10 protein-coding genes and 1 tRNA gene are annotated in these 22,830 nt (G+C 60.2%); 5 read left to right on the forward strand and 6 right to left on the reverse strand.

From position 1 onward, the window contains the following. Positions 1 to 3 precede the first annotated feature (3 nt). The 5 genes from RTCIAT899_RS31680 to RTCIAT899_RS18270 all read right to left on the reverse strand — a co-directional run bounded on the left by RTCIAT899_RS31680 (position 4) and on the right by RTCIAT899_RS18270 (position 19,608). Entirely contained in the window at positions 4 to 15,003 is a 15,000-nt protein-coding gene (locus tag RTCIAT899_RS31680) for a hemagglutinin repeat-containing protein (RefSeq protein ID WP_015341713.1), read from the reverse strand. A gap of 120 nt (positions 15,004 to 15,123) precedes the next feature. Continuing rightward, positions 15,124 to 15,726: a hypothetical protein gene (locus tag RTCIAT899_RS18255; RefSeq protein WP_184462105.1), complete on the reverse strand. Its 603-nt coding sequence runs from the start codon at positions 15,724 to 15,726 to the stop codon at positions 15,124 to 15,126. Between the two features lies 1 nt (position 15,727). Then, on the reverse strand, positions 15,728 to 17,473 hold the full coding sequence (locus tag RTCIAT899_RS18260) for a ShlB/FhaC/HecB family hemolysin secretion/activation protein (RefSeq protein WP_015341715.1): 1,746 nt from the start codon (positions 17,471 to 17,473) through the stop codon (positions 15,728 to 15,730). Between the two features lie 13 nt (positions 17,474 to 17,486). Continuing rightward, positions 17,487 to 18,161: an invasion associated locus B family protein gene (locus RTCIAT899_RS18265; protein WP_015341716.1), complete on the reverse strand. Its 675-nt coding sequence runs from the start codon at positions 18,159 to 18,161 to the stop codon at positions 17,487 to 17,489. A gap of 784 nt (positions 18,162 to 18,945) precedes the next feature. Next, on the reverse strand, positions 18,946 to 19,608 hold the full coding sequence (locus RTCIAT899_RS18270) for a flavin reductase family protein (protein ID WP_015341717.1): 663 nt from the start codon (positions 19,606 to 19,608) through the stop codon (positions 18,946 to 18,948). A 338-nt stretch (positions 19,609 to 19,946) separates the two neighbouring features. Here RTCIAT899_RS18270 and RTCIAT899_RS18275 point away from each other — a divergent pair, with 338 nt between their 5' ends. Further along, the gene (locus RTCIAT899_RS18275; RefSeq protein ID WP_015341718.1) at positions 19,947 to 20,342 is read left to right on the forward strand and encodes a cupin domain-containing protein; all 396 of its coding nucleotides are present in this window, start codon (positions 19,947 to 19,949) and stop codon (positions 20,340 to 20,342) included. 64 nt (positions 20,343 to 20,406) lie between these two features. On the opposite strand, the gene RTCIAT899_RS18280 is transcribed toward RTCIAT899_RS18275, so the two are convergent. After that, positions 20,407 to 20,496 (reverse strand) — tRNA-Ser (locus RTCIAT899_RS18280). Positions 20,497 to 20,801: 305 nt separating this feature from the next. Between RTCIAT899_RS18280 and rplU the strand changes: the two genes are divergently transcribed. The 4 genes from rplU (at position 20,802) to RTCIAT899_RS18300 (ending at position 22,769) form a co-directional block, all read left to right on the forward strand. Continuing rightward, positions 20,802 to 21,119, forward strand: a complete 318-nt coding sequence (gene rplU, locus RTCIAT899_RS18285) for a 50S ribosomal protein L21 (protein WP_004127263.1) — start codon at positions 20,802 to 20,804, stop codon at positions 21,117 to 21,119. Positions 21,120 to 21,151: 32 nt separating this feature from the next. Next, the gene (rpmA, locus tag RTCIAT899_RS18290) at positions 21,152 to 21,421 is read left to right on the forward strand and encodes a 50S ribosomal protein L27 (RefSeq protein WP_004127267.1); all 270 of its coding nucleotides are present in this window, start codon (positions 21,152 to 21,154) and stop codon (positions 21,419 to 21,421) included. A 128-nt stretch (positions 21,422 to 21,549) separates the two neighbouring features. Continuing rightward, positions 21,550 to 22,185 (forward strand): GNAT family N-acetyltransferase, encoded by a 636-nt coding sequence (locus RTCIAT899_RS18295; RefSeq protein WP_015341719.1) that lies wholly within the window; start codon positions 21,550 to 21,552, stop codon positions 22,183 to 22,185. After that, a complete protein-coding gene (locus tag RTCIAT899_RS18300) occupies positions 22,182 to 22,769 on the forward strand; it encodes a GNAT family N-acetyltransferase (RefSeq protein ID WP_015341720.1) in 588 nt (195 codons plus the stop codon). Before RTCIAT899_RS18295 ends, RTCIAT899_RS18300 begins: the two co-directional genes overlap by 4 nt. Positions 22,770 to 22,830 lie beyond the last annotated feature (61 nt).

Genomic DNA, 22,830 nt, shown 5'->3' on the forward strand with positions numbered 1-22,830 from the left:
TGCTTACAACCCCGGCGCCGTAATTTGATATATAGGAATTCCGTTTGGATAACCTTGATCCCGCAAGGGTACGCCCGGCTCCAGTCCCAATTTCTCTGCTATTGGACCTGAAGGCACGGCATCCCCGTTTGAAATCTGAGGGTAAATTGCGGCCTGGTTCGTGGTGTTTTGGGCATCTCCAGTCTTGATCTCGATAATACCGCCGACCTGAGTTTGGCCGGGCCGACGGTATACGATATCCGGCTTACAGGTGCTGGTCCCACAGGAACTTTGGAAAGTGACGTCATTCTGAACATCATACCCCTGTGTGCGGAGCTGATCCGTAACATCATCGACATACCCTTGGTGATACGCCCTCTGTTGAGTAATGGACACATCTGGACGACCCGCAGGATTGGAAGCATCCGTTTTAACACCGTCAAATGTATAATACCGCCCACCGCTATCCTTATAAACTATTTGACCGTCCAAGTCGGAGCCCGCAATTCGGTAAATTCCACCGCCAGGCCCGGTAATTGTACCATCGGTGTTGCGAGTGTAGTCGGCAGGAAGTGCCTTGCCTTCGGTGCTGCCGAGAACGTCATCCGCCAGAGCTCCACCTGGGGTTCGAGCCCCCACGGCCCCGATCTTGCCGTAGACCAGATCCTGGGCTGCTTGCTGAGCTAGTTTTAAACCAATTGCGATCGAGACGCAGCTACCTCCGGGATTTGAGGCGCAATAGTTACCAATCACTTCCGCGTTTTGTAGCGTGTGCTCGGCGTCGTTCTGGCTATACAGCAAGATTCGGGCAGCATTCTCATCGATTCCAAGCAGGGTTGCATAGTCCTCTTGGAAGTACTGCTTGGAATCTATAATCTCCTTTTTGATTGCTTCCACGCAAGCCGGATCACGGCAGGCCATGAGGCGATTGTTCTGGTCTGCATTAAGGCGTCCCAAATCAGCTGCGGCAGTTTCCTTGGCAGCAGTGCATGCCGCCGAGCCAGCCCCAGCCTGGGCGCAAACCGCCTCGATTTTCTTGCGGGCGTCCTCGACGTCCTTATGCGTCAGATAGTTGTAATTGATATTGTCGAGGGCAGCCGCGGCACCCGTGGCGCCGCCAACGGCAGCACCGACAGCGGCTGCCACCCACTGGGTAATGACGCTCTTCTGATTGTCGGAAAGGTTGGAATCGGCCTGTAGGACTTGCTGAAGCACACCGTTGGCGATTTCGCTCGCAGCGCCACCAAGAGCACCGGCGCCGATATTGGTGCCAGCCAATTTCGACACGATAGCGCCGACCGCTGCATGGAGGGCGACCTTTTCAGGAGACCCCTCGTCAAAGCCAAGCCGCTGCGAAAGTTCGCCGACTCCCGTATTCAGAAGGATCGACAGTGCCGCGGCGCTCTGCTGCTGCGCCTTGAGCTTGTCGATGTCGAAGGGTTCGACCTGGTTGTTGGCCTTCGAGGCATCGGTATTGAGGCTTGCGAGATCCTGGCTCTGGCCAGTGAGATTCCATGTCCCAGGTGTAATCGTCGCCAGCGTTGCACCGTAATCGCCCTGCTTAGTAGGCTGGCCGACGACCGGGACCGGAATACCGCCTTGGAGGGCGAAGCCGTAGCTCGTCGAAGAGGCCGACATCGAGTTTCCGATGTCGGAATAGAGGATCTGGTTCGCATTCAGCATATTGTCGGCCGGTGCAGCGGTCGAGCCGATGAAGCCGCCCTTCAGATCAATCGTACCATTGGTGCTGACGTGATAGCCGCCGGATCCGGCAAAAATGCCGCTCTGCTGGGTGACATTGGCATAATCGCCGGTCACCGTGCCCTGATTATAACCACCGGTCAGACCGCCACTGCCTGGGCCAATGCCGAGTGCGGCCCCTCGGGATTTTTCGTTGTAGGAGGCGGTATCCTGGCGGCTTTCGATGACAATACCGTTGGCTGCACTTACATCGACCGTATTGCCAGATAGCACGCCGCCCGCCACCTTGAGCGTGTCGCCGGCATTGACGGTTACGACATTTGTTCCCACAATGTTGGAGTTGACCTGCGTGACAGAAGTGCCGTTCGACTTGCCGCTGTTGAAACTCGCGCTGGCGGTCGGCCCTCCGCCGATGAGGTTGCCGCCGATATCGACGCCTGCGGCGACGCCGATACCGACACTTCCGGCCTTACTGCTGCTTTTGCTATCGGACGTTCCCTGTACGCTTTCGAGATCGACATTGCCGGCTGCCGAAATCAGCACATTGCCGTTTCTGGGGTCGTCAGAGGCAACTGGGGTACGACCGTCCTTGCCCAACCCCGCGCTGATCTGCACACCGCGGCCAATGACGTCACCAGATTCGGCAACGATGGAGACGGAACTCCCGCGGATGGACGGCGGAACGGGAATCGAAGTCGTCGATTGCGACGAACTCTCACTGAAGCTGTAGCCGGCCGTCAGCGAGATTCCTGCGACCGGGGGACGCAAACCGGTTTTCGGGTCGGGCGCAGCGGTCGCTGCGGGGTAGGTCTGCTGCAGCGCCTTATAGCCATTATATCCAGCAAGTACTGCGGGTGCGATGCCATAGGCGCTATTGTCGCTCGACAACAGGCTACCCGCTTGCGCCGCTTGTTGCCCGGCCGCAATCAGCGACGATTGGACGGTCAGGCTGATGCCGGCAAAGCTCTTTTTCTGCATCTCGGAGGCGTTGGTCACGTCGTTGCTCGAGAGCAGTTGGACATTATCGCCGGCGATCAGGCTGATCGGGCCGGCTGCCAGGATCTGACCGGACTGATCGTTGATATTACGGTTGGCGGCAATTGTGATGCTGGCATCGGACTCCAGCGTGGTGACCGCATTGATATTGGCGTCTTTCGAACGCTTCTCTTCCGAGGTGCCGACACCAATTCCGATCGACAAGCTTCCGCTGTTGGACGCGAAGTTGATTCCGAAGCCGGAGCGCTTGGTCTGGCTCGAAGACGACTGTTCTTCAGCGCCTGGTGCGATGTTCACATCGCGCGCTGACGAAATCGCCGTGCCGGTGCCAGAATGCGACGATGATCCGAAGATGTTGACGTCGCCCTTGGTCGATGTAATCGACGTCGAGCCACCAGAGTTCAGTGTCGAGCCGATATTGTCGGTCGAACTTTGGCTGCTCTTCTGATCCTTCGATCCGTAAATGGAGATGAAACCGCCACCAGAGCCGACGCCAATACCGGATTTCTTGACTTGGCTGTCGCTCTCGTGGCTCTCCTCGGCACCCATGACGGTGACCGTCGAACCCGAAAGAGCAAGGTTCCCACCTGCTGCCATGTTTGACCCGGAAACGACCGCCTCGCCGCCAGCGCTGACGTTGATATCGCCGGAGGCCGAAATAGACGAGCCGACATTGTTTTCGTCGTAGCTATGGGTGTGCGTCTTTTTGGAGGACAAGAAGCCGCTCGACTTGCTGTCGGAGGTGGTCTCCTTCGTATCCTTTCCGGAGGCGATAATAATGTTTCCATCCGCCTGAACATTGGCGTTGGCCTTATGCGTCTCATCGCCAGCGGTGACGTTGGAGGCAGAGATCGTGACATTGCCGCCGCTGGAAATAACATTGACCCCGGTCAGCCCGGCAATGGAAGAACCCTGTACGGTGATGGTGGTCTCGCTGCTCTTTTGCTTGCCACTGCTGCTGGAGGACGAAGCCGTATCCGTCGCTTCACCAATCGTGACGTCACCCTTGGCGATGAGGTTGGTGCTGCTGCCCGCCGCGTCCACGCGCGAACCGATAACACTAATATTGCCTTGATCGGCTTCGACGGTGATGCCGCCGTTCTGCGATGTAATGGAGGAGGCGTTGCTGGTGACGGCGGTCGAAGATGACTGGCCGCCCTTGTAGCCATTGGCAGCACCGGCGATCGTCTTCGATTGGCTTGCGGTCTGGTCCTGCGAGGCCGTGATCGCGATATTGCCGTTCGTCGAAACGATGCCGAGATTGCCACCGGCGTCGAGCGACGAGCCGCCGATTAGCACGCCCTGACTGCCCGACACCAGCATGGCGCCGCCGGCGATGAGCGATGAGCCCTGCTGGATCTGACTGGTTGTCGTCGTGATCGTGCCGCCCTGCGAAAGGTTCAGGCGGTCCTTGCCGAGAACGGTATTGTCGACTCCAGCCGAAATGATGCTGACAGAACCGTTCGATGAGGAGACGGAGAGATCGCCACCGACCTTGGCGGAACTGGCGATGATGTTGACGCCATTGGTGCCAGCAATGCTCAGATTGCCGCCTGTCGTCACCGTGGTGCCGACCAGTGTCTGCACGCCGCCATTGTCCTGCTTGACGGCGCCAACCGTGACGGTCTGGCCGGAGAGCTGCGCGCTGCCGCCGGCGGCCACCTTCGTCCCGCTCAGCGTCAGGCTACCCGCCCCGGCATCCATCTTAAGGTTGCCGCCGGCCGTGACGCCGCCATTGGCGGCAACCATGGTCTGTCCGCCGATGTTCATGGTCTGGGCGGCGAGCGTGATGCCGTTTTCGGCATTGAGATTCATATTACCGCCAGCGAGGAAAGCCCCGCCATTGGCCTTGATGCTGCCCGCGTTGATGGTCATGCCGTCTGCTGCGGCAATTGCGCCGGAATTGTCGACGCTTGCCGCATCGATGCTGACCGTGTTGCCGGCGATCATTGCCGCGGACGTGGTTTTGGCCCGGTCGGCGGCCGAAAGATAGACGACCGGCACCAGCACCGGCGCCCCATCGACGATCTCGGTCTGGTAAATGACCATGGACTGCGTCAGCGACGCCGCCTGCTGTGGCGTCAGCGCCTGCCCGAGGCCAAGTCCGTTCGCCTCGGCGTAGGCGACGCCGTTGTCGAGCAACGACTTCATTTGGTCGGTGGCGTTATCGCCGGGAACAAAGGAGCCCGCGCCGAGACCATTGCCGACCAGTTGCCGCATCTGCTCGTCGATAAGCTGATTGTCGAAATAGGCATCGCCCAGGAAGGGAACCTTCGTCTCGGGCGTGTAGCCAACCCGATCTATAAAATAGGCCGAACCGTAGAACTTGGAGACGTCAAGGAAGGCCGCCCGCGTCTCGAACAGGAAGACCTGGCCTGGAACCGTGCCGCCGACCCCGCCGGACTGAGGTTTGGCAAGCGAGGCGAGCTGGGTGCCGTTCGTCTGCAGGATCTGGGTGAGATTGCCGCTATTGCCGATCGCGGCGGTAAGCTTGCCCATCAGGCTGTTCGGACTGACCGAAGCGCCAGCAGCCGTCAGGGTGTTGCCGCTGATTGCGGGTCCTGCCGCTGCGGTCACGCCAGTATTGCCTATCGATGTACCAGCCGTCGTTGTCACGGCAGTGCTGCTGACCGCAACACCGTTGGCCACGGCCATGTTGCCGCCGCCGACCAAAGGACCGTCGGTTGCGGTCACGCGCCGGTTGCTCACCGCGACGTCGCTATTTGCCGTCAAAGTGCCGTTGTTGATCGAAGTGCCACCGCTGGCTCGCAGATTACTGTTGCCGACCGCCGGTCCCGAACCGATCGTCGGACCGCTCCCAGTAAGCGCCGGACCGCTGCCGGCGTTGGCGCCGCCATTGGCTGCGACGTTTGAAAGCGCCGCACTGACATTGAACAATGCCCCGCCGGCGGTCATGCTGTTGAGGGCGCCGAGCGGATTGTTCGCAGTCGCCGGAGCGTCGATCGCAACCTGACCGGCGATCGAGCCGTTGGAGGCGACATTGTTGACAGCGCCGCCGCCGTTGATGGCAAGGGCGCCACGCGCCTGGATCACACCGGAAATAGCGCCGATCACTTGCACGTTGACCGTGGTACCGGGGTTCAGATCGCGCGACGGATCGCGCCGCCCGTTCGGGTTCGGCGTATAGTCGAGTGTCGGGTCGTTGCCGCCGATGCAAGGACGATTGGGGCCGCTGCAATCCTGCCCGCCTTGCGTCGGGTCGGAGGAGACGACGTCTGGGTAATATTGGCATGGAGTGCTGCTGTCGCAGATCGTCTGGGTGACACGGTTCAGCGTCGCGCCGTCGTTGGTGAGTGTGCCCGCCACGGTAAGGAGCATGTTGCCGTCGGACTTGATCGAGCTGTAGCCATTCCAGAGATTGATCGCATTGACGGTCAGATCTCCACCAGCGCGGATCTGTGCGGAGGCGCCGGCGCCGCTGATCAACTGATCCTGCGAAACGATCTGGCTGACCAGATGATCGACTGCTTGTACCCAAGTATATGTCGGAGGGTCATGATCGCCCGAGCCGTTGCAACGGGTCGCGCAGCGGTAAGTCCTGGTGATTACGTCATAGGCGCTGAGGATAGCATTGGAAATCTGCACATTGCGCTGGATCGCCGGTGCCGAGGTCGTGACGTTGCTCAGGCCGTTGGTCAGGATCGACATGGAGCCGCCGGACTGAATGAGACCGGCAGAGTTGACGACGGCGCCGTTGCGCTGACCGCCGCCTGGCCCTGCTATGGCAAGGCCGTTACCGGACAGGATAGCGCCCTGGTCGTTGGTGAGCGTGCCGCCGACGAAGAGGTTGGCGTTGTTGCCGGCAAAGACGAGACCGGATGGGCTGTTGTAGAAATCGCCAGCAACGTTGAAGGCCAGATTGTTGCCGGCCGCCAATTGGCCGGTGTTGCCGAGCGATGGCAGGTTGAGCGTGAGGTCATGTGCGGCGAGCAGCGAAGTGCCGGCGGTGGTGGCAAGGCCTGCGGCGGAAATGGTGATATCACCGGAACCGCCGGCATTGGCGACTGTGCTGACCTGTGCATTGGAGAGATCGGCGCCGCCGGAAAGATTGAGGCTGAGGCCGCCAAAGACGAGATTGCTTCCCGAGAGATTGGCGGATGAAGCGTTGACGATCAGCGTGCCGCCCGCGGCAATCCGGCTGCCCCTGCTGCCCGAAAGATCCAGCGCCCCGGTATTAAGGGTCAGGCTGCCTCCAACGCGGGTGGTGTTGGTATAGGCAATGGCGCCAGGACTTGCGAGCGCAGCATTACCCAGGCTCTGCAGGCTATTGTAGCTGATATTTTGCGTCGCGGTGGCTGAAAGATTACCGCCCGAGAGCAGAGAATTGGCGCTAATGCTACCGCTCGAGGCGGCAAGCGTCATGGTGCCAGCGCGACGCAGCATCAGGCTGCGGTTGCTCGATGCATTGGTGGCGGCAAAGTCGACGCCCGAGACCAGCGTATCGATCGAGATCGACCGGGCGTTGAGATTGATATTGCCGGTCCCCAGCGATTGGCCGTTGAGCGTGATGGCGTTGCCCGCTGTGAGCGACAGATCGCCATGGGCGACGGCGTTGGCGCCGATATTGTTTGCAGCGTTGGCCGCAATCGTCCCGGCAGCAAGCAGGCTGTTGAAAGAGATGTCGCCAGCTGTGCTCGCGAGCGTGAGATTGCCGCCCTGGCCTAGAATGACGTTGCCGGCACCCGATTGGTCCATCGCCGCAAAATCGACCCCGGCCGCGATGACGTTGCCGCTGACGCCAGATCCGGTCACCGAGACGTTGCTGGCGCCCAGGAGCTGGCCGCTGATCCTGACCGTGCCGGGTCTGGTGGATGAGCCGATCGCGACGGCACCGTGGCCCGTGATGTTGCCGCCCGTAAAGGCGCTTGCCGCCACGTTGAGGTTGCCTGCGACGATCAGCGTGCCGGCCGATGCACTTACGGCGTTAATAGTCAGATCGCCGCTTGATCCGAGAGCGATGGCGCCGTTTGACGATCGCGCAGTGGTAGCGAAATCGACGCCGGTCACTGCCTGACCGAGTTGGACGGTCGAACCGGAGAGCAAGACGTCACCGGCACTGAGGAGCTGGCCGGTCACATTGACGTTGCTGCTGCCAGCAAGGGTAATGTCGCCATGCCCGGTTACAGCGTTGGCCACAATCGCGGACCCACTGGCATTGATAGCGCCGGCAGACAGCATGGTCGGCGCGGTGAGGCCGGCAGACGCGGTCAGATTCAAATCGCCGGCAGTTCCGAGCACTATACCGCCGCCGTGGGCATTGGTGGCAGCAAAGTCGATGCCGGAGATCAACGTCGGCGCGTTGATGTGGCCGCCGCTAACCGTGAGATTGCCGGCAGCAATGATCTGGTTGCTGATATCGACATTGCCGACAATGCCTGCGTTGCCATGAGCGGTGATGCTGTCGGCAATGACATCAGCCGCATTCGCCATGAAGCCACCGGCCGAAAGGATCGTGCCAGCCGTGAGATTGCCGGAGGCCGTAAGATTGGTGCTGCCAGACGATGCCAGTACGATGTTGCCGCCGGCGGCATTGGTGGCGGCAAAGTCGATGCCCGAGATCAGGGTTGGCGCGCTGATGCTGCCACCATTGATGGTGAGGTCGCCCGCGGCCAGGATTTGGTTGCTGACATCGACGTTACCGATGATGCCGACATTGCCGTGGCTTGTGACGCTACCCGCCTGGAGGTTGGCCGTCTTTGCCGTGATATCGCCCGCCGACAAGATCGTGCCGGCCGTGGCATTGCCGGAGACGGTGAGGTCCGTCTTACCGGCCCCTCCAAGCACGATGTTGCCGCCGTTGGCTGCCGTCGCGGTAAAATCCACGCCGGAGACCAGAAGTCCGGCGTTGAGGCTGGCGCCATCGATCGAGAGATTGCCGGCCGATAATACCTGGCCGCTGACGTTGACAAGACCGTTGGCCGCCAGATCGATCGTACCATGGCTTGTAATGCTATTCGCGCTCAGATTACTCGCTTGCGCGGTGACATTGCCCGCCGACAATAGCGTGCCGATCGTGAGATTACCGCTCGAAGCCAGGGACATATCGCCACTTGATGTCTGGACGATATTGCCGTTGGCGGCAGCGGTGCGAGTAAAGTCGACACCGGAGACGATCGCGCCTGCAGCGATGCTCGGGCCTGAGATGCTGATGTTGCCGCCACCAAGGATTTGGCCATGGACGGTGGTCGCACCGGCAAGCGCGATGTCCTTGTGGCCGGTGACGGTATCGGCCGTCACGGTAGCTGCATTGACGTTGATGGCACCGCCGGCCTGCATTGTCGATGCAGACAATCCGTCATTGAGCTCGGCGGTCAGGAATCCGCCTCGACCAAGGACGATATTGCCGCCAGACGCGTTGGTAGCAGCAAAATCGATACCGGCGACGACTGATTGGGCCGACAGGCTCTGGCCAGTGATCAGGATGTTGCCGGCGCCGAGAACCTGGCCGGTAACGCTGGTGGTGCCATTAAGCGTGACGTCGCCATGCGCTGTGACTGCGTCCGCAGTCACAGCGGTGCCGCTGGCGGAAAAATTACCGGCCGACAGCAATGTCCCGGTATTGATCCCACCGGTCGAAGCGAGCGTCAGATTGCCGCTTGTCGTCTGGACGATGTTCCCATTGGCGGCTGCCGTCGCGGCGAAATCGACGCCCGAAACGATAGCGCCGGCCTTGATGCTCGAACCTGAGATGCCGATGTTGCCGCCAGCGAGCAGTTGATTGGCTACGGTCACGCCCCCGACGGCCGTTCCGGAAAGCGCTACATCCTTGTGGCCAGTGATCGAAGCCGCTGCGACGGACGTGCCGCTGAGATCGACGGCGCCCGCTGCCTGTATGGTCGGCGCGGCGACGGCGCCATTGACATTCACGGTCACATCACCGCGTTGACCAAGGACGATATTGCCGCCGGCAGCATTAGTGGCATCGAAGTCGATGCCGGAAACGATCGTTTGAGCGGATAGGCTTTGGCCCGTGATCGAAACGTTGCCGGATCCGAGGATCTGGTTTGTGACGCTGACCGCGCCATTGAGCGTCACAGCGCCATGCGCCGTTACGCTATCAGCGCCGACGGTCAAGCCGGAGGCATTGAGATTGCCGGCCGATAGCAGTGTTCCACCGCTGATGTTGCCCGACGACGTCAAGGAAATGTCGCCACTCGCCGTTTGGACGATGTTCCCGCCGTTGGCAGAAGTAGCTGCGAAGTCGACACCCGAGACGATGGTCCCAACCTGGACGCTTGGGCCGGAGATGCCGATGCTGTCGCCGCCAAGCACCTGGTTGGCGACATTCACTCCTCCGACTGCGGTGCCGGAAAGGCTGATATCCTTATGACCGGTGATTGAAGCTGCAGTGACGGACGCACCGCTGATGTCGATGCTGCCCGCAGCCTGTATGGTCGGCGCCGTAACGGCTCCGTTAACATTCACAGTCAAATCGCCGCTTTGGCCCAGGACGATGTTACCGCCTACCCTGTTGGTCGCATCGAAATCGATACCTGCAATGACAGTCTGTGCCGACAGACTCTGGCCTGAGATCAACACGTTGCCGGAGCCAAGGATCTGGCCTGCAATGTTCACACCGGCGCTTGTCATCGTACCGGTGCCTTTGAGCATAATATCGCCATGCGCCGTGACTGTATCGGCGTTTACGGTGATGCCGTTCGCCGAGAATGCACCGGCCGCCAGCAATGTGCCGGCATTGATCGAGCCGGTCGACGTAAGCGTCAAGTCGCCGCTTGCCGTCTGAACGATATTGCCGTTAGCGGCTGCAGTTCTGGCGAAATCGACACCGGAAACCACAGTGCCGACTTTGATGCCTGGACCGGAGATGGCGATGCTACCACCGCCAAGGACTTGACTGGTGACGGTGGTTGAGCCGGACAAGGTGATGTTGCCATGGCTGGTGACGGCATTGGCATTGATGGTCGCCCCGCCGGCATTGATGCTGCCGGCTGCCTGCACGGTCGGCGCCGCCACGGTACCGCCGACCGAAATCGCGAGATTGCCAGACTGGCCAAGGACGATATTGCCTCCTGCCCTGTTGGTCGCATCGAAGTCGATACCAGCCACGACGGTTTGGGCGGAAAGGCTCTGGCCGGAGATCGATACGTTGCCGGAACCCAGGATCTGGTCTGTCACGCTGATCGCGCCGCCGAGCGTCACGTCGCCATGCGCCGTGATGCCGTCAGCGGTGACCGTCGAACCGAAGGCGTTCAGATTGCCAGCCGAGAGCAGTGTGCCAACACTGATGGCGCCCGGCGACGTCAATGAAATGTCGCCGCTCGCCGTCTGGACAATATGTCCGTTGGCGGCAGCCGTCCTTGTGAAATCGATGCCGGAGACAATGCCGCTGGCCTTGATGGCAGAACCCGCGAGACTGATCTTGCCGCCACCCAGCACCTGGTTGGTCACGTTAACGGGACCGCTCACGGCCGAAACGGTGATGTCCTTGTGACCGGTAATCGCGTCGCTGGTGACCGTTGCAGCGTGAATATCGATGGTGCCAGCAGCTTGAACCGTCGGCACTGTCACAAAGTCGCTTGCTACGACCTTCAGATCGCCGGTTTGACCGAGAACGACATTGCCGCCACCCGCATCGGTGGCATTGAAGTCCAGGCCGGCAACGAGACTCTGGGCGGACAGACTCGGGCCGTTGATCGATACGTTACCGGCGCCCAAGATCTGGCCACTGACGCTGATCACGCCGCCAAGCGTCATGTCGTGATGGGCGGAGATATTGCCAGCCCTTATCGTTGCGCCGTTCGCAATGAGATCGCTGGCCGCCAGTACTGTTCCGGCGTCGATTGCGCCGCTTGAGCCAAGGGTCAGATCACCGCTTGCGGTCTGAACGATATGCCCATTGGCGGCGGCGGTGGCGGCAAAATCGACGCCAGAGATAATCGCGCCAGCCTTGATGGTCGGCCCGGAGATGGCGACTTTGCTGCCGCCAAGGACTTGGTTGTTGACGGCGGTCGCGCCGGAAAGGGTGATGTTCTTGTGGCCCGTGATCCCATCGGCAGCAATGGAGGAGCCACTAACATCAATCACGCCCGCGGCCTGCATGGTTGGTGCCGTAACGGCGCCATTGACCGTGACCTTTAGATCGCCGGCCTGGCCAAGCACGATATTGCCACCGGCGGTGTTGGTAGCGCCAAAGTCGATGCCAGCCACCACAGTCTGTGTCGACAAGCTTTGGCCGCTGATCAGTACATTCCCGGATCCAAGAATCTGCTGCGTTACGTTGATTGCGCCACCGAGCCTCATATCGCCATGGGCGGTCACGCTGTTCGCCGTGAGGCTCGAAGCGACCGCGCCGAGACTACCGGCCGACAGGAGCGAGCCGACGTTGAGTGCATTGGCCGCCGCAAGCGTCAGGTCGCCAGTGCTGGCAAGCACGATGTTGCCATTAGCGCCCGCCGTCCTGGCAAAGTCGACACCGGAAACGATGCTGCCTGCCTTTATGCTTGGCCCGGAGACACTGACGTTGCTTCCCCCAAGAAGCTGATTATGGACCGTGGTGGTACCAGCAAGGGTGATGTTCTCGTGACCGATGATCGAATCTGCGGTGACGGACGCGCCGCTGACATCAAATACGCCCGCGGCTTGGATCGTGGGCGTCGTGACGGCGCCATTGACCGATACCTTTAGATCACCACTTGCGCCGAGCGTGATATTGCCGCCGGCGGCATTGGTGGCATTGAAGTCGATACCAGCGACAAGCGTCTGTGCCGACAGATTTTGACCTGAGATCAGCACGTTGCCGGCGCCGAGAATCTGGCCACTGACGCTGACGACGCCGCCAAGCGTCATGTCGTGATGCGCGGAGATATTGCCTGACGTTATCGATGCGCCATTCGCGATGAGATCGCCCGCAGACAGAAGCGTTCCAGCGCTGATGGCACCTGCGCTCGTCAACGTCAGATTTCCGGTTCCCGTGATCGTCGGGGCAAGAGTGATGCGCCCGCCTGCCGCATTGGTGGCGGCGATATCGACGCCTGAGACAATGGCATCGGCGGCAATGCTCGAGCCGGTAATGCCGACATTGCCGCCGCCAAGCACCTGGCCGCTGATCTCAACGCGACCGCTTGTGGTCGTCGTGGCCACGCTGCCGCTTCCGGCGGTCGGACTGGTGGCGCCGGTCAGCGTGATGTCCTTGCCACCGGTGATCGCATCGGCAGTGATGGTCTGGCCTGCGGCATTGATCGCACCGGCTGAAAGCACGGTTCCCACCTGGATGGCGCCAGCGCTGTCGTTGATCGTCAGATCACCGCTACCTGCCAGCACGATATTGCCGCCGGAGGCCTTGGTCGCCGCAAAATTGACCCCAGATGCAAGCAGACCGGCGCTGACACCATTAGCGTTGCCATTGATGGTGATATCGCTGGCTCCGAGCAATTGGTTGGTGACGCGCATGCCGCCGTCGATACCGACGTTGCCGTGACTGGTGAGGTTGTCAGACTGCAGCAAGGAAGCCTGGGCGGTCAGATTGCCGGCCGACAGCAACGTGCCGACCGTGATGGTGCCGGCGGCAGCTGTCAGATCGAGTGCGCCGGCCGAACCTAGGACGATGTTGCCACCAGCGGCCTTGGTTGAGGCAAAGTCGACGCCGGACGCGATAGCGGTCGCCTGAATGCCAGCCCCGGAGATCAGGATATTGCCCGCTCCAAGAATCTGACCGCTCGCGTTCATCGCAGCATTAACGGTGAGCCCGCCATGCGAGGTAACGTTAGCGGCCGTGAGCGAGGTTGCGATCGCGGTAAGATTGCCGGCTGATTGAATATTCCCCGCCGTGATATTGCCGGTCGCACTGGTGTTGAGGCTTCCAGCCGACTGCAGATTGCCAGTGGCGATATTGCCGCCGGTTGCTGTCAGGCTCAAGTTGCCTGCCGAGCCAAGAATGACATTACCGCCAGGATCGGCACTGGTGGCGGCAATATTGATGCCGGAAACAACCATGCCGGTGGAGATTGACCGCGCAGTGGCGTTGACATTCCCCTGCGCCAGGACATTGCCGGAAACGGCAAGACTATTACCAGCGGTAAGAGCGAGATTGTTGTAGCTCAACAGCGAGGCGGCCGAGATCGAACCGGCCGCGGCGGTCAGAGTAAGGTCACCCGTGCTACTAGCCCCACCAGCGATCGCGATATCGCCGGAGGCTGCGGAAAGCGTCGCTGCACCATTGCCAGCGGTGACGCTTCCGACGGCAATCCCGCCGCCCGAACTCATCTGCACGGTCGCGCCGCTGTTGACGTCACCCGATACGCTGAGCAGGCCGGCGCCGTTTGCAAGCACGATATCGCTATCCGCTGCGACCGATTGCAGGGTAATGCCCTGGTCGGCCCGGATTGCAACCTTCTGCCTCGATGTGACCTTGGTGGCTGCGACCTTCTGTTTGGAGGTAATGGTCACGCCATCGCGTGCGGACGCATTGCCGATCGAGATCTTGCCGTCGGCTGATAGCGACAGTTCGCCGGCATTGGCGGCCATGTCGCCGCTCATCCTGACACCGGCGCCCTTTTCGGTGACGACGACCTTGATGCGGTCGGCCTGCATGGCGCCGAGCGCCGTGCCGTCGATCGCATATTCCGGCGTGCCCGAGGTGGCGGTCAGCGCTGTCGCCTCACCGGTGGCATAGTTGTATTGGCTGGCGCCACCAGTCAGGCGCACGGTCTTGCCGTAGATCGGCGCGTTGACATGGATCTGGCGGGAGACGACGTCGAACAGATCGACAGCGCCCGGCGCAGCCGCGAAATTGCCGCCTGCCCCTTCGAAGGTGACATCACCGCCATTGACGGTGAATCCTGTCAAGCTGCCGTCGGAGCCGATATTGGGTACACCGGTCGTCAGCGTCGCTCTTGGCGTGTTGATGAAGCCGCAGCCGGCGCATGTGATCCCATTCGGATTAGCTATGATGACGTCGGCCCTGCCGCCATAGACTTCTGTCGGGCCGTTCAGCGCCGAGCGATTGCCTGAGGTGACCTCGTTGAGGATGACAGAAGCGGGGCCGGAGCCGTTGAGGTTCGGGTTGCCGGGTGTCGCGCCGCCCAAGTTCGACGTGCCGACTTCACCTTTGAAGTTATTGAGGATCAGACCCTGGGTGCCGACATTGAAGTTGTCGTACTTATTATGTGAGAGGCCGGTGGCGTTCGGCGTGACGATATCGATCAGCGGCACGCCGTTGGGCGCCGATCCAACGCCCGGCTGGTTGGCCGCGGGTGCAGATCCGGCAGCGGAGACAGATTGCGCGTTGGCCAGCATCGGCTGGAAGACAAGCAGGGCGCTCAGAAGTGTCGCAGACAGTTGACGCATGGCGCGGCCCAGGCCCCTGACACTTACCTTGCCATTTTCGCCACTTGAAACTCGTGCTGACGTCCTGGTCATCGCCCTGCCCTGTTAAACGCTTTCTGCCTGCTTCGGATTTTCGATCGACTACTTCCGTGGCGTCAGCCACGTCTTCACCTGCTTCATGAAGGTTTCGGCCAGTTGGGTCGCGACTGCGGTCTGGTTGGGGGTGACGGCCGCATTGATGACCATCGCGGGAATGAGCGCTAACCCATCCCCGCGGACCGTCATGTCATTGGCGCGGATCTCCTGAGCCTGCGCGATCAGTTTTCCTGTGCGCATGTCCTCCAGGCGGACGGTTCCATCGATAAAGCTGTTGTTGCCTGCGATAATTCTGCCGGGAGCAGACGCCACATCCAGATCGTGGAGGGTAACAATCAACCGTGCGGGAACGTTACCCCCTGGATAGCCCTTCAGATCTTTTGCAAGTCTTTGCTGCAGGACACGCGACACCAGTGCGACCTGAGATTCTCGCGTGTCACCATTCAGTAGAGGTGATCCCATCCTCAGATCGGGCGCCGATTCTATGCGGACATCAGCTATACTGGCCGTGCTAAGTGCTGCGGTGAGGCGTGGATCTTGTGTGGTGCATCCGGCCACGACAGTCGAACCCACAAGCGCAGCGGCAAGCAGAGCTCTGGTCACGCCGCGATGCAATTTCTTACTACTTTCCTTCATCTGCTCACCCATTTCACCACCTCACCGAAGTACTTACGAAAAGAAGCCCGGAGTCACGGCGGTCGACCGTGCCGCCAAGAACATCGGAATAACCCATATCGAAATTGACATTGCCGCCGGCGAGCTTGGCGCCGACCGTCCAGCCAAGCATGTCGCCGCCTGCGATCTGGTAACGGGCCTGGCGGGCGATCCGCCCGTAATCGAGACCGACATAGGGCCTGAATTCTCCAAGGATCTTCGCCAGTTCGGCATTCTCGGCAAAGGGCTGCGTGCGCCAGACGAGATCGTTGCGGATGAAGAAGCCGTTATTGCCGTAAAGCATGGTCTCGCGCGTGCCGCGCACCGAGGAATAACCGCCAGCCGAGATCTGCTCCGCCCCGAACAGATTGTCGGGGGAATATTGCCCGGTGGCGATCGAATTGATCTCGAAATGCTGCTCCGCCACTTCGAATGGCCGCGTCACAGTGATGGTGCCTGAGAACTTCGAGAAGCGGGGATTGGCGTTGCCTGCACCGGCATCGCCGGGAGCGACCGCGTCAAAGAGGTTAAGCCCCTGGCTGTAGGAGAGATCGAACACCCAGAGGCCACCGAGCATGCGGCGCGAATGCGAAAGGCCGAGATCACCGACCGTGTATTTGCGGCTGCCGACCTCGATCCTGTTGCCGAGCAGGAAATTGTTGGTTTCCTTGTAGGTCAGGCCGCTGTTGAAGGTGGTGATCGAATCCTTGTCGCGGAAGATCACGCGATCGGCGCCGATACCGACCTGCTTGCTGTCGCCCGATGTCTGCAACGTGCCGAAATTGCCCGGAACGGAACTGTCATATTCATACCAGGAGCCATTGGCGGAAAAGGTCCAATAGCCGTAGGGCACGCTGACATTGCCGGAATAGCTGTTGCTCTTGCCATGGCCGTCATCGCGCCAGGGATAATCCGGGCCGGTATGCTCGTAGCCGAAATTCCACTGATCGTTGATGCCAAAAAGGCCGTCATAGCCGAGCGAGGCCGAGCTTTTGGAATAACCGGTCTGCTCCTGGCCAAGATTGCTGTTGCCGAATGAGAGGTGCCAGGGATGGCTGGGCTTGTTCTCGATATTGAGGATCGAGGTGCCGTCCGTCTTGCCGGGCAACATCGCCGTCTTGGCATTGTTGGAGGTCAGGCGATTGATCTGGTCGAGGCCCTGCTCGATATCGCGCAGATTGGTGATCTCGCCCTTCATACCGGGAAAGGCCGTGGCGATCACGCCGGAGCCTGCCGCACCGAAACCCGAAACCGGTTTGCCGTTGATGTAGATGTCGGCAAGCGTGCCCTCGACAGCAACGAGGCGCAGCACCTTGGTCTTGGCGATATCCTGCGCCGGTACATAGACACGGGAGCTCACAAAACCTTTGTCGAGATAGAGATGCGTCAGGTCGCGCAAGAGCGTATTGATCTCGCCGACTCCGACGCAGCGATTCGTATAGGGCGCGGTGACCTTGTCGATTGCGCCGGCCGAAAATTGCCTGACGCCCTCGACCTCGATATGGGTGATGGCAAAGCATGGGCCAGCCTTACCGCCGCCAGCCGCCGCCCGCTGCGGAACCTCGGCCGGAGAAGGCTTCGGCGTCATCTGACCCAAGCTCTGCAGCCGCTGCTGCTCGGCTTCCTGCGCCTGCCGGCGCGCGAAGTCGTCGTTGGGCGTCTGCGCCGCCGCGGCCGAAGCCGCGAGAACCGCTGCCAAAAGCCCGCCTATCGCGGTCGCCGCGCGCGAGATTGACGTCATAGGTCCGCCCCGGTCAGTTCGAAGCGGCCTTCTGCAGCGCATCGAGCGCCGCCGACAATCCCTTCAGCGAGAATTTGATGTTGACCTTCTGGCCATTCATCATCTGCACATGGCCGGTGCCATCCGCAGCCTTGGAAAGGGCCGACACCATCTTGGCGTCCAGCTTCTGCTGCGCCCAGCAGCCGGCCTGATTGCAGTTGCGGTAGGCCAACTGGACGACAGGTTTGTCTGCCACATCGATGCGAAGCCCGGCCGGCAGATACATATTGAGCGGCACGAGCGTGGTCAGCACCAGTTCACTGGCAGGCTGCTTTGCCCCCTTCTTGTCCGTGGCGGCGGGAGCAGGCACGTTCGCGACTGCGAGCGTCAAAACGTTGACGTCCTGGTCACCCTGCTTGACCGTCGCAATCTGTGCAACTTCGCAGCTCTCCGCTGCAGAGCCGTCCGCCGCCTTGCCGTCAATGCAGCGATAGTACCAATCGTCGAACTTCTGCACCCGCGCCTGAGGTGCTGGCTTTTGTTCTTCTGTTTGAGGGGCCGCGCTCTGAGCAGAACCGGCGCTGGACGGCGTAGTGGCAGCCGGGGCGGGTTGTTCCTGCGCGGCCGCCGAAAATGCAACCAGCGCCGAGGAAAGGAACGCGACAGCGGTGAAGGTCTTGAAGGAGAAAGACTTAATTGCGTGGGACATACAAACTACCAGTCAAAGCCATCCGCTTGCGCAAGGCGTAACTTGCTCAATCGGCATGTCGGTCAAAATTCAGGAAGAGTCACCACAAGGTGGCGTAGCCGATCATGGGCCTGGTCCGCTCAATAGCAGATTTCTAAAAAAGTACAGCAAAAAGTAGCAAGAACATGGGTGACCCACACGCTCGTTTTTAGATATGCGTGTAAGATTTGCAACAGCTACGCTCAACAATTGAATAAAATTGCCTCGCTCTTCAGCAGGTCAAAACCCAAGATCCCTCGGATTTAGGCTTAAGGCTCCGGCCGACCAACACGCCTCCCTTCTGATCGCAATTTGACTGACAAAAAGCGAAAGCTTGCGCAACTCATTACGATCAACTCCTGCCGATTTTCGGCGGATTAACGCCGTTTGCGGCAGTCGCTTTTTCGTCAATAAACTGAGAGTCAAAGAAGCAATTTTGGCCGGAGAGCTAGATCGCTCACTGCCTATGCAGGGCACCGATCTTCATTGATTGTCGGCCATCCGCGGAAGATTGAGGCCGTAGCCAGTCAGCGTCGTCGGCGCTTTGAGGAAAATTGCGCTCGCGGGGTTATGGTAGGTCGTCCAGCGACTCGCAAAGGTTAGCTGCATTTCAAACAGTCAGGTGCATGGAAATTAGCGGAGTTGTGTTGAGTACACGCCACTCTATGACGCGCGGATCGAACCGCCATGGATTACTCGCTTGGTTGCGCAAAACTCAGGTACGGCCTGTAATGTCTCATAAGGGCGTCGTCTGAAATTGCATGCATCATCTCTCCGCCTTGAAGGTGCGGCCGAGATCCGGCCCGGTGCCGAAATAATGCCGAAACACATAAAACAGCGGGCTCCATCCGCTGGTATCGATGTGATTGGTGCCGGCGACGACGATATTCTTGTGTGCGTGGACGCGAAGAACCATCGCTTCGATGATGGAGAAGGCTTCGGGACGCTCCGAGGGCCATTCCGCACCGGGAGGATGCGCCGCCACCACCTCCGCCTCGAACTGGATCGGACATTCGGCGATGCGCAGAGGCCGCACAAGATCGGCTGGCTGCGGCGTGAAGCCGGCCACATCGAATTTATCGGCCTCGAAACGATAGCCGATCTTTTCCTTGTGTGGGGGAACGGGATCGCGGCCCGTCGTCGGCGCGATCGCCTCGACCTTCGGCCACAGCTCCGGCGACGGAAAATTCAGCACCAGCTGACGCTCGCGCAGGAGATTTTCCCGCCCCTTGCTGGTCGATGTCAGGCCTGGAACGACACGATCATATAGAGCCCAAACTGAAGACATCGGCGAGATATTCGTCGTGCCGTCAGAGTTGAGGCTCGTAATCAGCACGAGGGGAGTGCCGACATAAAGCACGCTGGGCTTGATTTCGATGTGGTCGTGATCGCTCTCGGCGGCGTTGAATTTGGCTGTGTTGGTCAACATCGCAACTCTCCTTTGAGAGTTCCAGTGTAGCCGACATGACACCTGAAATAGTTCGACCGTGATCGAACTGTTGCTCGAAGGCAGACACACCAGCCCTAAATCTCTGAGACACGCCTTTGACGCTGATCCCACTTCTCTTCCTCTCGCTCCCGCATCGAGGCAAGCGAGCTGCCGTATAAACCCAACTAACGGCTCGCAAGATTTTCGCCGGCTAACTTTTTCGCTAACCTACCTGCGCCGGCATCGCGACCGCGGATCCGCAGCCATATAGTCCGATTGACATTCTCAGCGCTTGTGACACCGTCCGATATGGTTGCTCACCCAGAGTTTTGAGGCAAATGATAAACCGATCGCAAGCCGTTATCACCACAGCCGAAGAGCGCCCGCGCGACGGATGGAACGATCCCGTCCATGGCTCGATCTCCTGGCAAACTCTGCTCAGCAGCGATATCACCCCCACCGACAGCATGAGCGCCGGCATCGCCGAACTGGCACCGGGCGGCGAGCTCAAGCCGCATCGCCACGACCCATCGGAAATCTACTTCATCTTCAAGGGAACCGGCATCGTGCGGATCGACGGCCATGAAACCACAGTCAAATCCGGGACGACCGTCTTCATCCCCGGCAACGCCGAACACGGCATCCGCAACGAATCATCCGCCAATTTGAAATTCTTCTACGCGTTTCCGACAGGGTCTTTTGCGGACGTGGTCTATCGGTTTCCGGAGGGTTGAGGCTTTTGAGCTGATTGCCAGCGAATCTGTTAGCTTGATAGTGGCTTGAAACAAAGGCCCAAAATGGCGGAGAGGGTGGGATTTGAACCCACGATACCCTTGCAGGTATGCCGCATTTCGAGTGCGGTGCATTCGACCACTCTGCCACCTCTCCGGTTATGCTGGTCGGCGCTGTCAGGCGCGGGCTGTCTCATAGCGACAGACGAGGGGGATGGCAAGGGCGAATATGAAAGCTTTTCATCCTTTTGCCTTGACAGATCAGGGACGCTTATATATCCCGTGCGACGCAATAGGTGTGGATAAGTCCGCGCCTTGCCCGCCCTGCTTAGCGCAGGGTTTCACCGGCAGATCTTTTACAAGGCCTCAGGCCTTTGGAATTCCTGCTAGATTTCGACTGATAAAAAGACGGCCGCTCGCCCCTATGGCGAGAGAGCCGGAACGAACATGAAAGGACAAAAAATGTTCGCAGTCATCAAGACCGGCGGTAAGCAGTACCGTGTGGCAGCCAACGACGTGCTGACCATCGAGAAGCTCGAAGTCACCGCCGGCGGTACCGTAGAATTCACCGAAGTCCTCGTTATCGGCGAAGGCGCCGACGCTGCGATTGGTGCTCCCTTCGTCAAGGGCGCTTCCGTCAAGGCCGAAGTGGTCGAGCACAACCGCGGCAAGAAGGTCATCGCCTTCAAGAAGCGCCGTCGTCAGAACTCGAAGCGTTCGCGCGGCCATCGCCAGCATCACACGGTCGTCCGTATCACGGACATCGTGGCTGCCAAGTAAGTAACGGGATCAAGGTTTAAAGGAGAACTCCAATGGCACACAAAAAAGCTGGCGGTTCCTCGCGCAACGGTCGCGATTCCGAATCCAAGCGCCTTGGCGTGAAGAAGTTCGGCGGCGAAGCCGTCATCGCAGGCAACATTATCGTGCGTCAGCGCGGCACGCAGTGGCACCCGGGTTCCAACGTCGGCCTCGGCAAAGATCACACGATTTTTGCGCTTACGGCGGGCAACGTGAACTACCGTACGAAGGCCAATGGCCGCGTGTACGTGTCTGTAATGCCGAAAGCGGAAGCAGCGGAATAAGCCGGTAGCGCTCTAAAACAGCCGGCGTCTCATCGACCCGGCTGACCGCATCAGGTTCAGTCCAGAAAAAGGGGAGATGGGGCGCCATCTCCCCTTTTTCTTTACCCTCAACCAAGGAGGACTGAACCATGCAAGGCGAATTGTTAAGGGAAGACCAATCGAGGTCTCCCGAAGAGCGGCTGAGGCCGGAGCGGTTAAGGACCGATTGCCCCGTCTTACTGTCGGAAAGGCTCGTTCTGCGCGCGCCCCACGAAGAAGACATCGACGCCCTTGCCCATCTCGCCAACAACGCCAACGTCGCCACTATGGTATCGCGTATGCCGCACCCGTATACGACCAATGATGCCGCCGATTTCGTGCGACGCACGAAGCTTGGCGAGATTGGCAAGTGCGTCTATGCCATTACCAAAGCCGACAACGGCGCCTTTCTCGGTTGCTGCGGGGTCGAACCCACGGGCGATCCGAACACGGTCGAGATCGGGTACTGGCTGGGCGAGCCTCACTGGAACCAGGGCTATACCACGGAAGCGGCCCATGCCCTCATCGACATGGTCTTCCGCACGCGTGAGAACGTGGCGCAGATCGACGCCCGCTGCCGGGTGACGAACGTCGCATCGAGGCGCGTCGTCCAGAAGTGCGGCTTCCAGTTCCAGGGATCAGGCCTTGCCGCATCGCTGGCACTCGGCAGCACCGTGCCCGTCGAATGGTACAGGCTGGATCGCAAGACCTGGATCTCGTTGCGCAGCTGGGGAGGCATGAGATGAACGCTCTCGCCCTCACCCGCCGCGATGCCCGAATCCTGATGCCGGGACCGACGCCGGTCATCCAGACCGGCCGACTGACGCTGCGCCCGCACCGGCTCAGCGATGCCGATATGATTGCGGAATCGCTTTCGGATTTCGCCGTCACCCGCATGCTGGCCCGCGTTCCCGCGCCCTATGACCGGCAGGATGCGCTCGACTGGCTGGTCGAGCACACCTCCGGCCTCGGTGTCGATTGGGAGCTCGCCATCACCGAGCGGGATGATGCCCATATCGGCTGCGTCGGCATCGAGCTTCGCCACGGCCGCTGGCACCTCGGTTATTGGCTGAACCGCTTCTACTGGCGGCAAGGCATCATGACCGAAGCGGTCAAGGCTGCGCTCGAACGTTTTGCCCGCCGCATGCCTGACGTCGCCGTTCATTCCGGCGCCTTCGCCGACAACCCGGCATCCTTGAAGCTGCAGCAGAAGCTCGGCTTCGAGATCACGGGTTGCTCGGAGATCTACAGCTTTGCCCGCAACACCATGGTTCCGCACATCGAAACCGTGCTGAAGCCGGGTGCGCTGCGGCTCTCGCAGGCGGCTTAAGACCCTGTAAATTGGCCATCGCCGACCCGTTCGGCGATGGCCGTCATACCAATCATGCGGT

It is taken from the genome of Rhizobium tropici CIAT 899 (genome assembly GCF_000330885.1).
GTDB classification, from domain to species: Bacteria; Pseudomonadota; Alphaproteobacteria; order Rhizobiales; family Rhizobiaceae; genus Rhizobium; species Rhizobium tropici.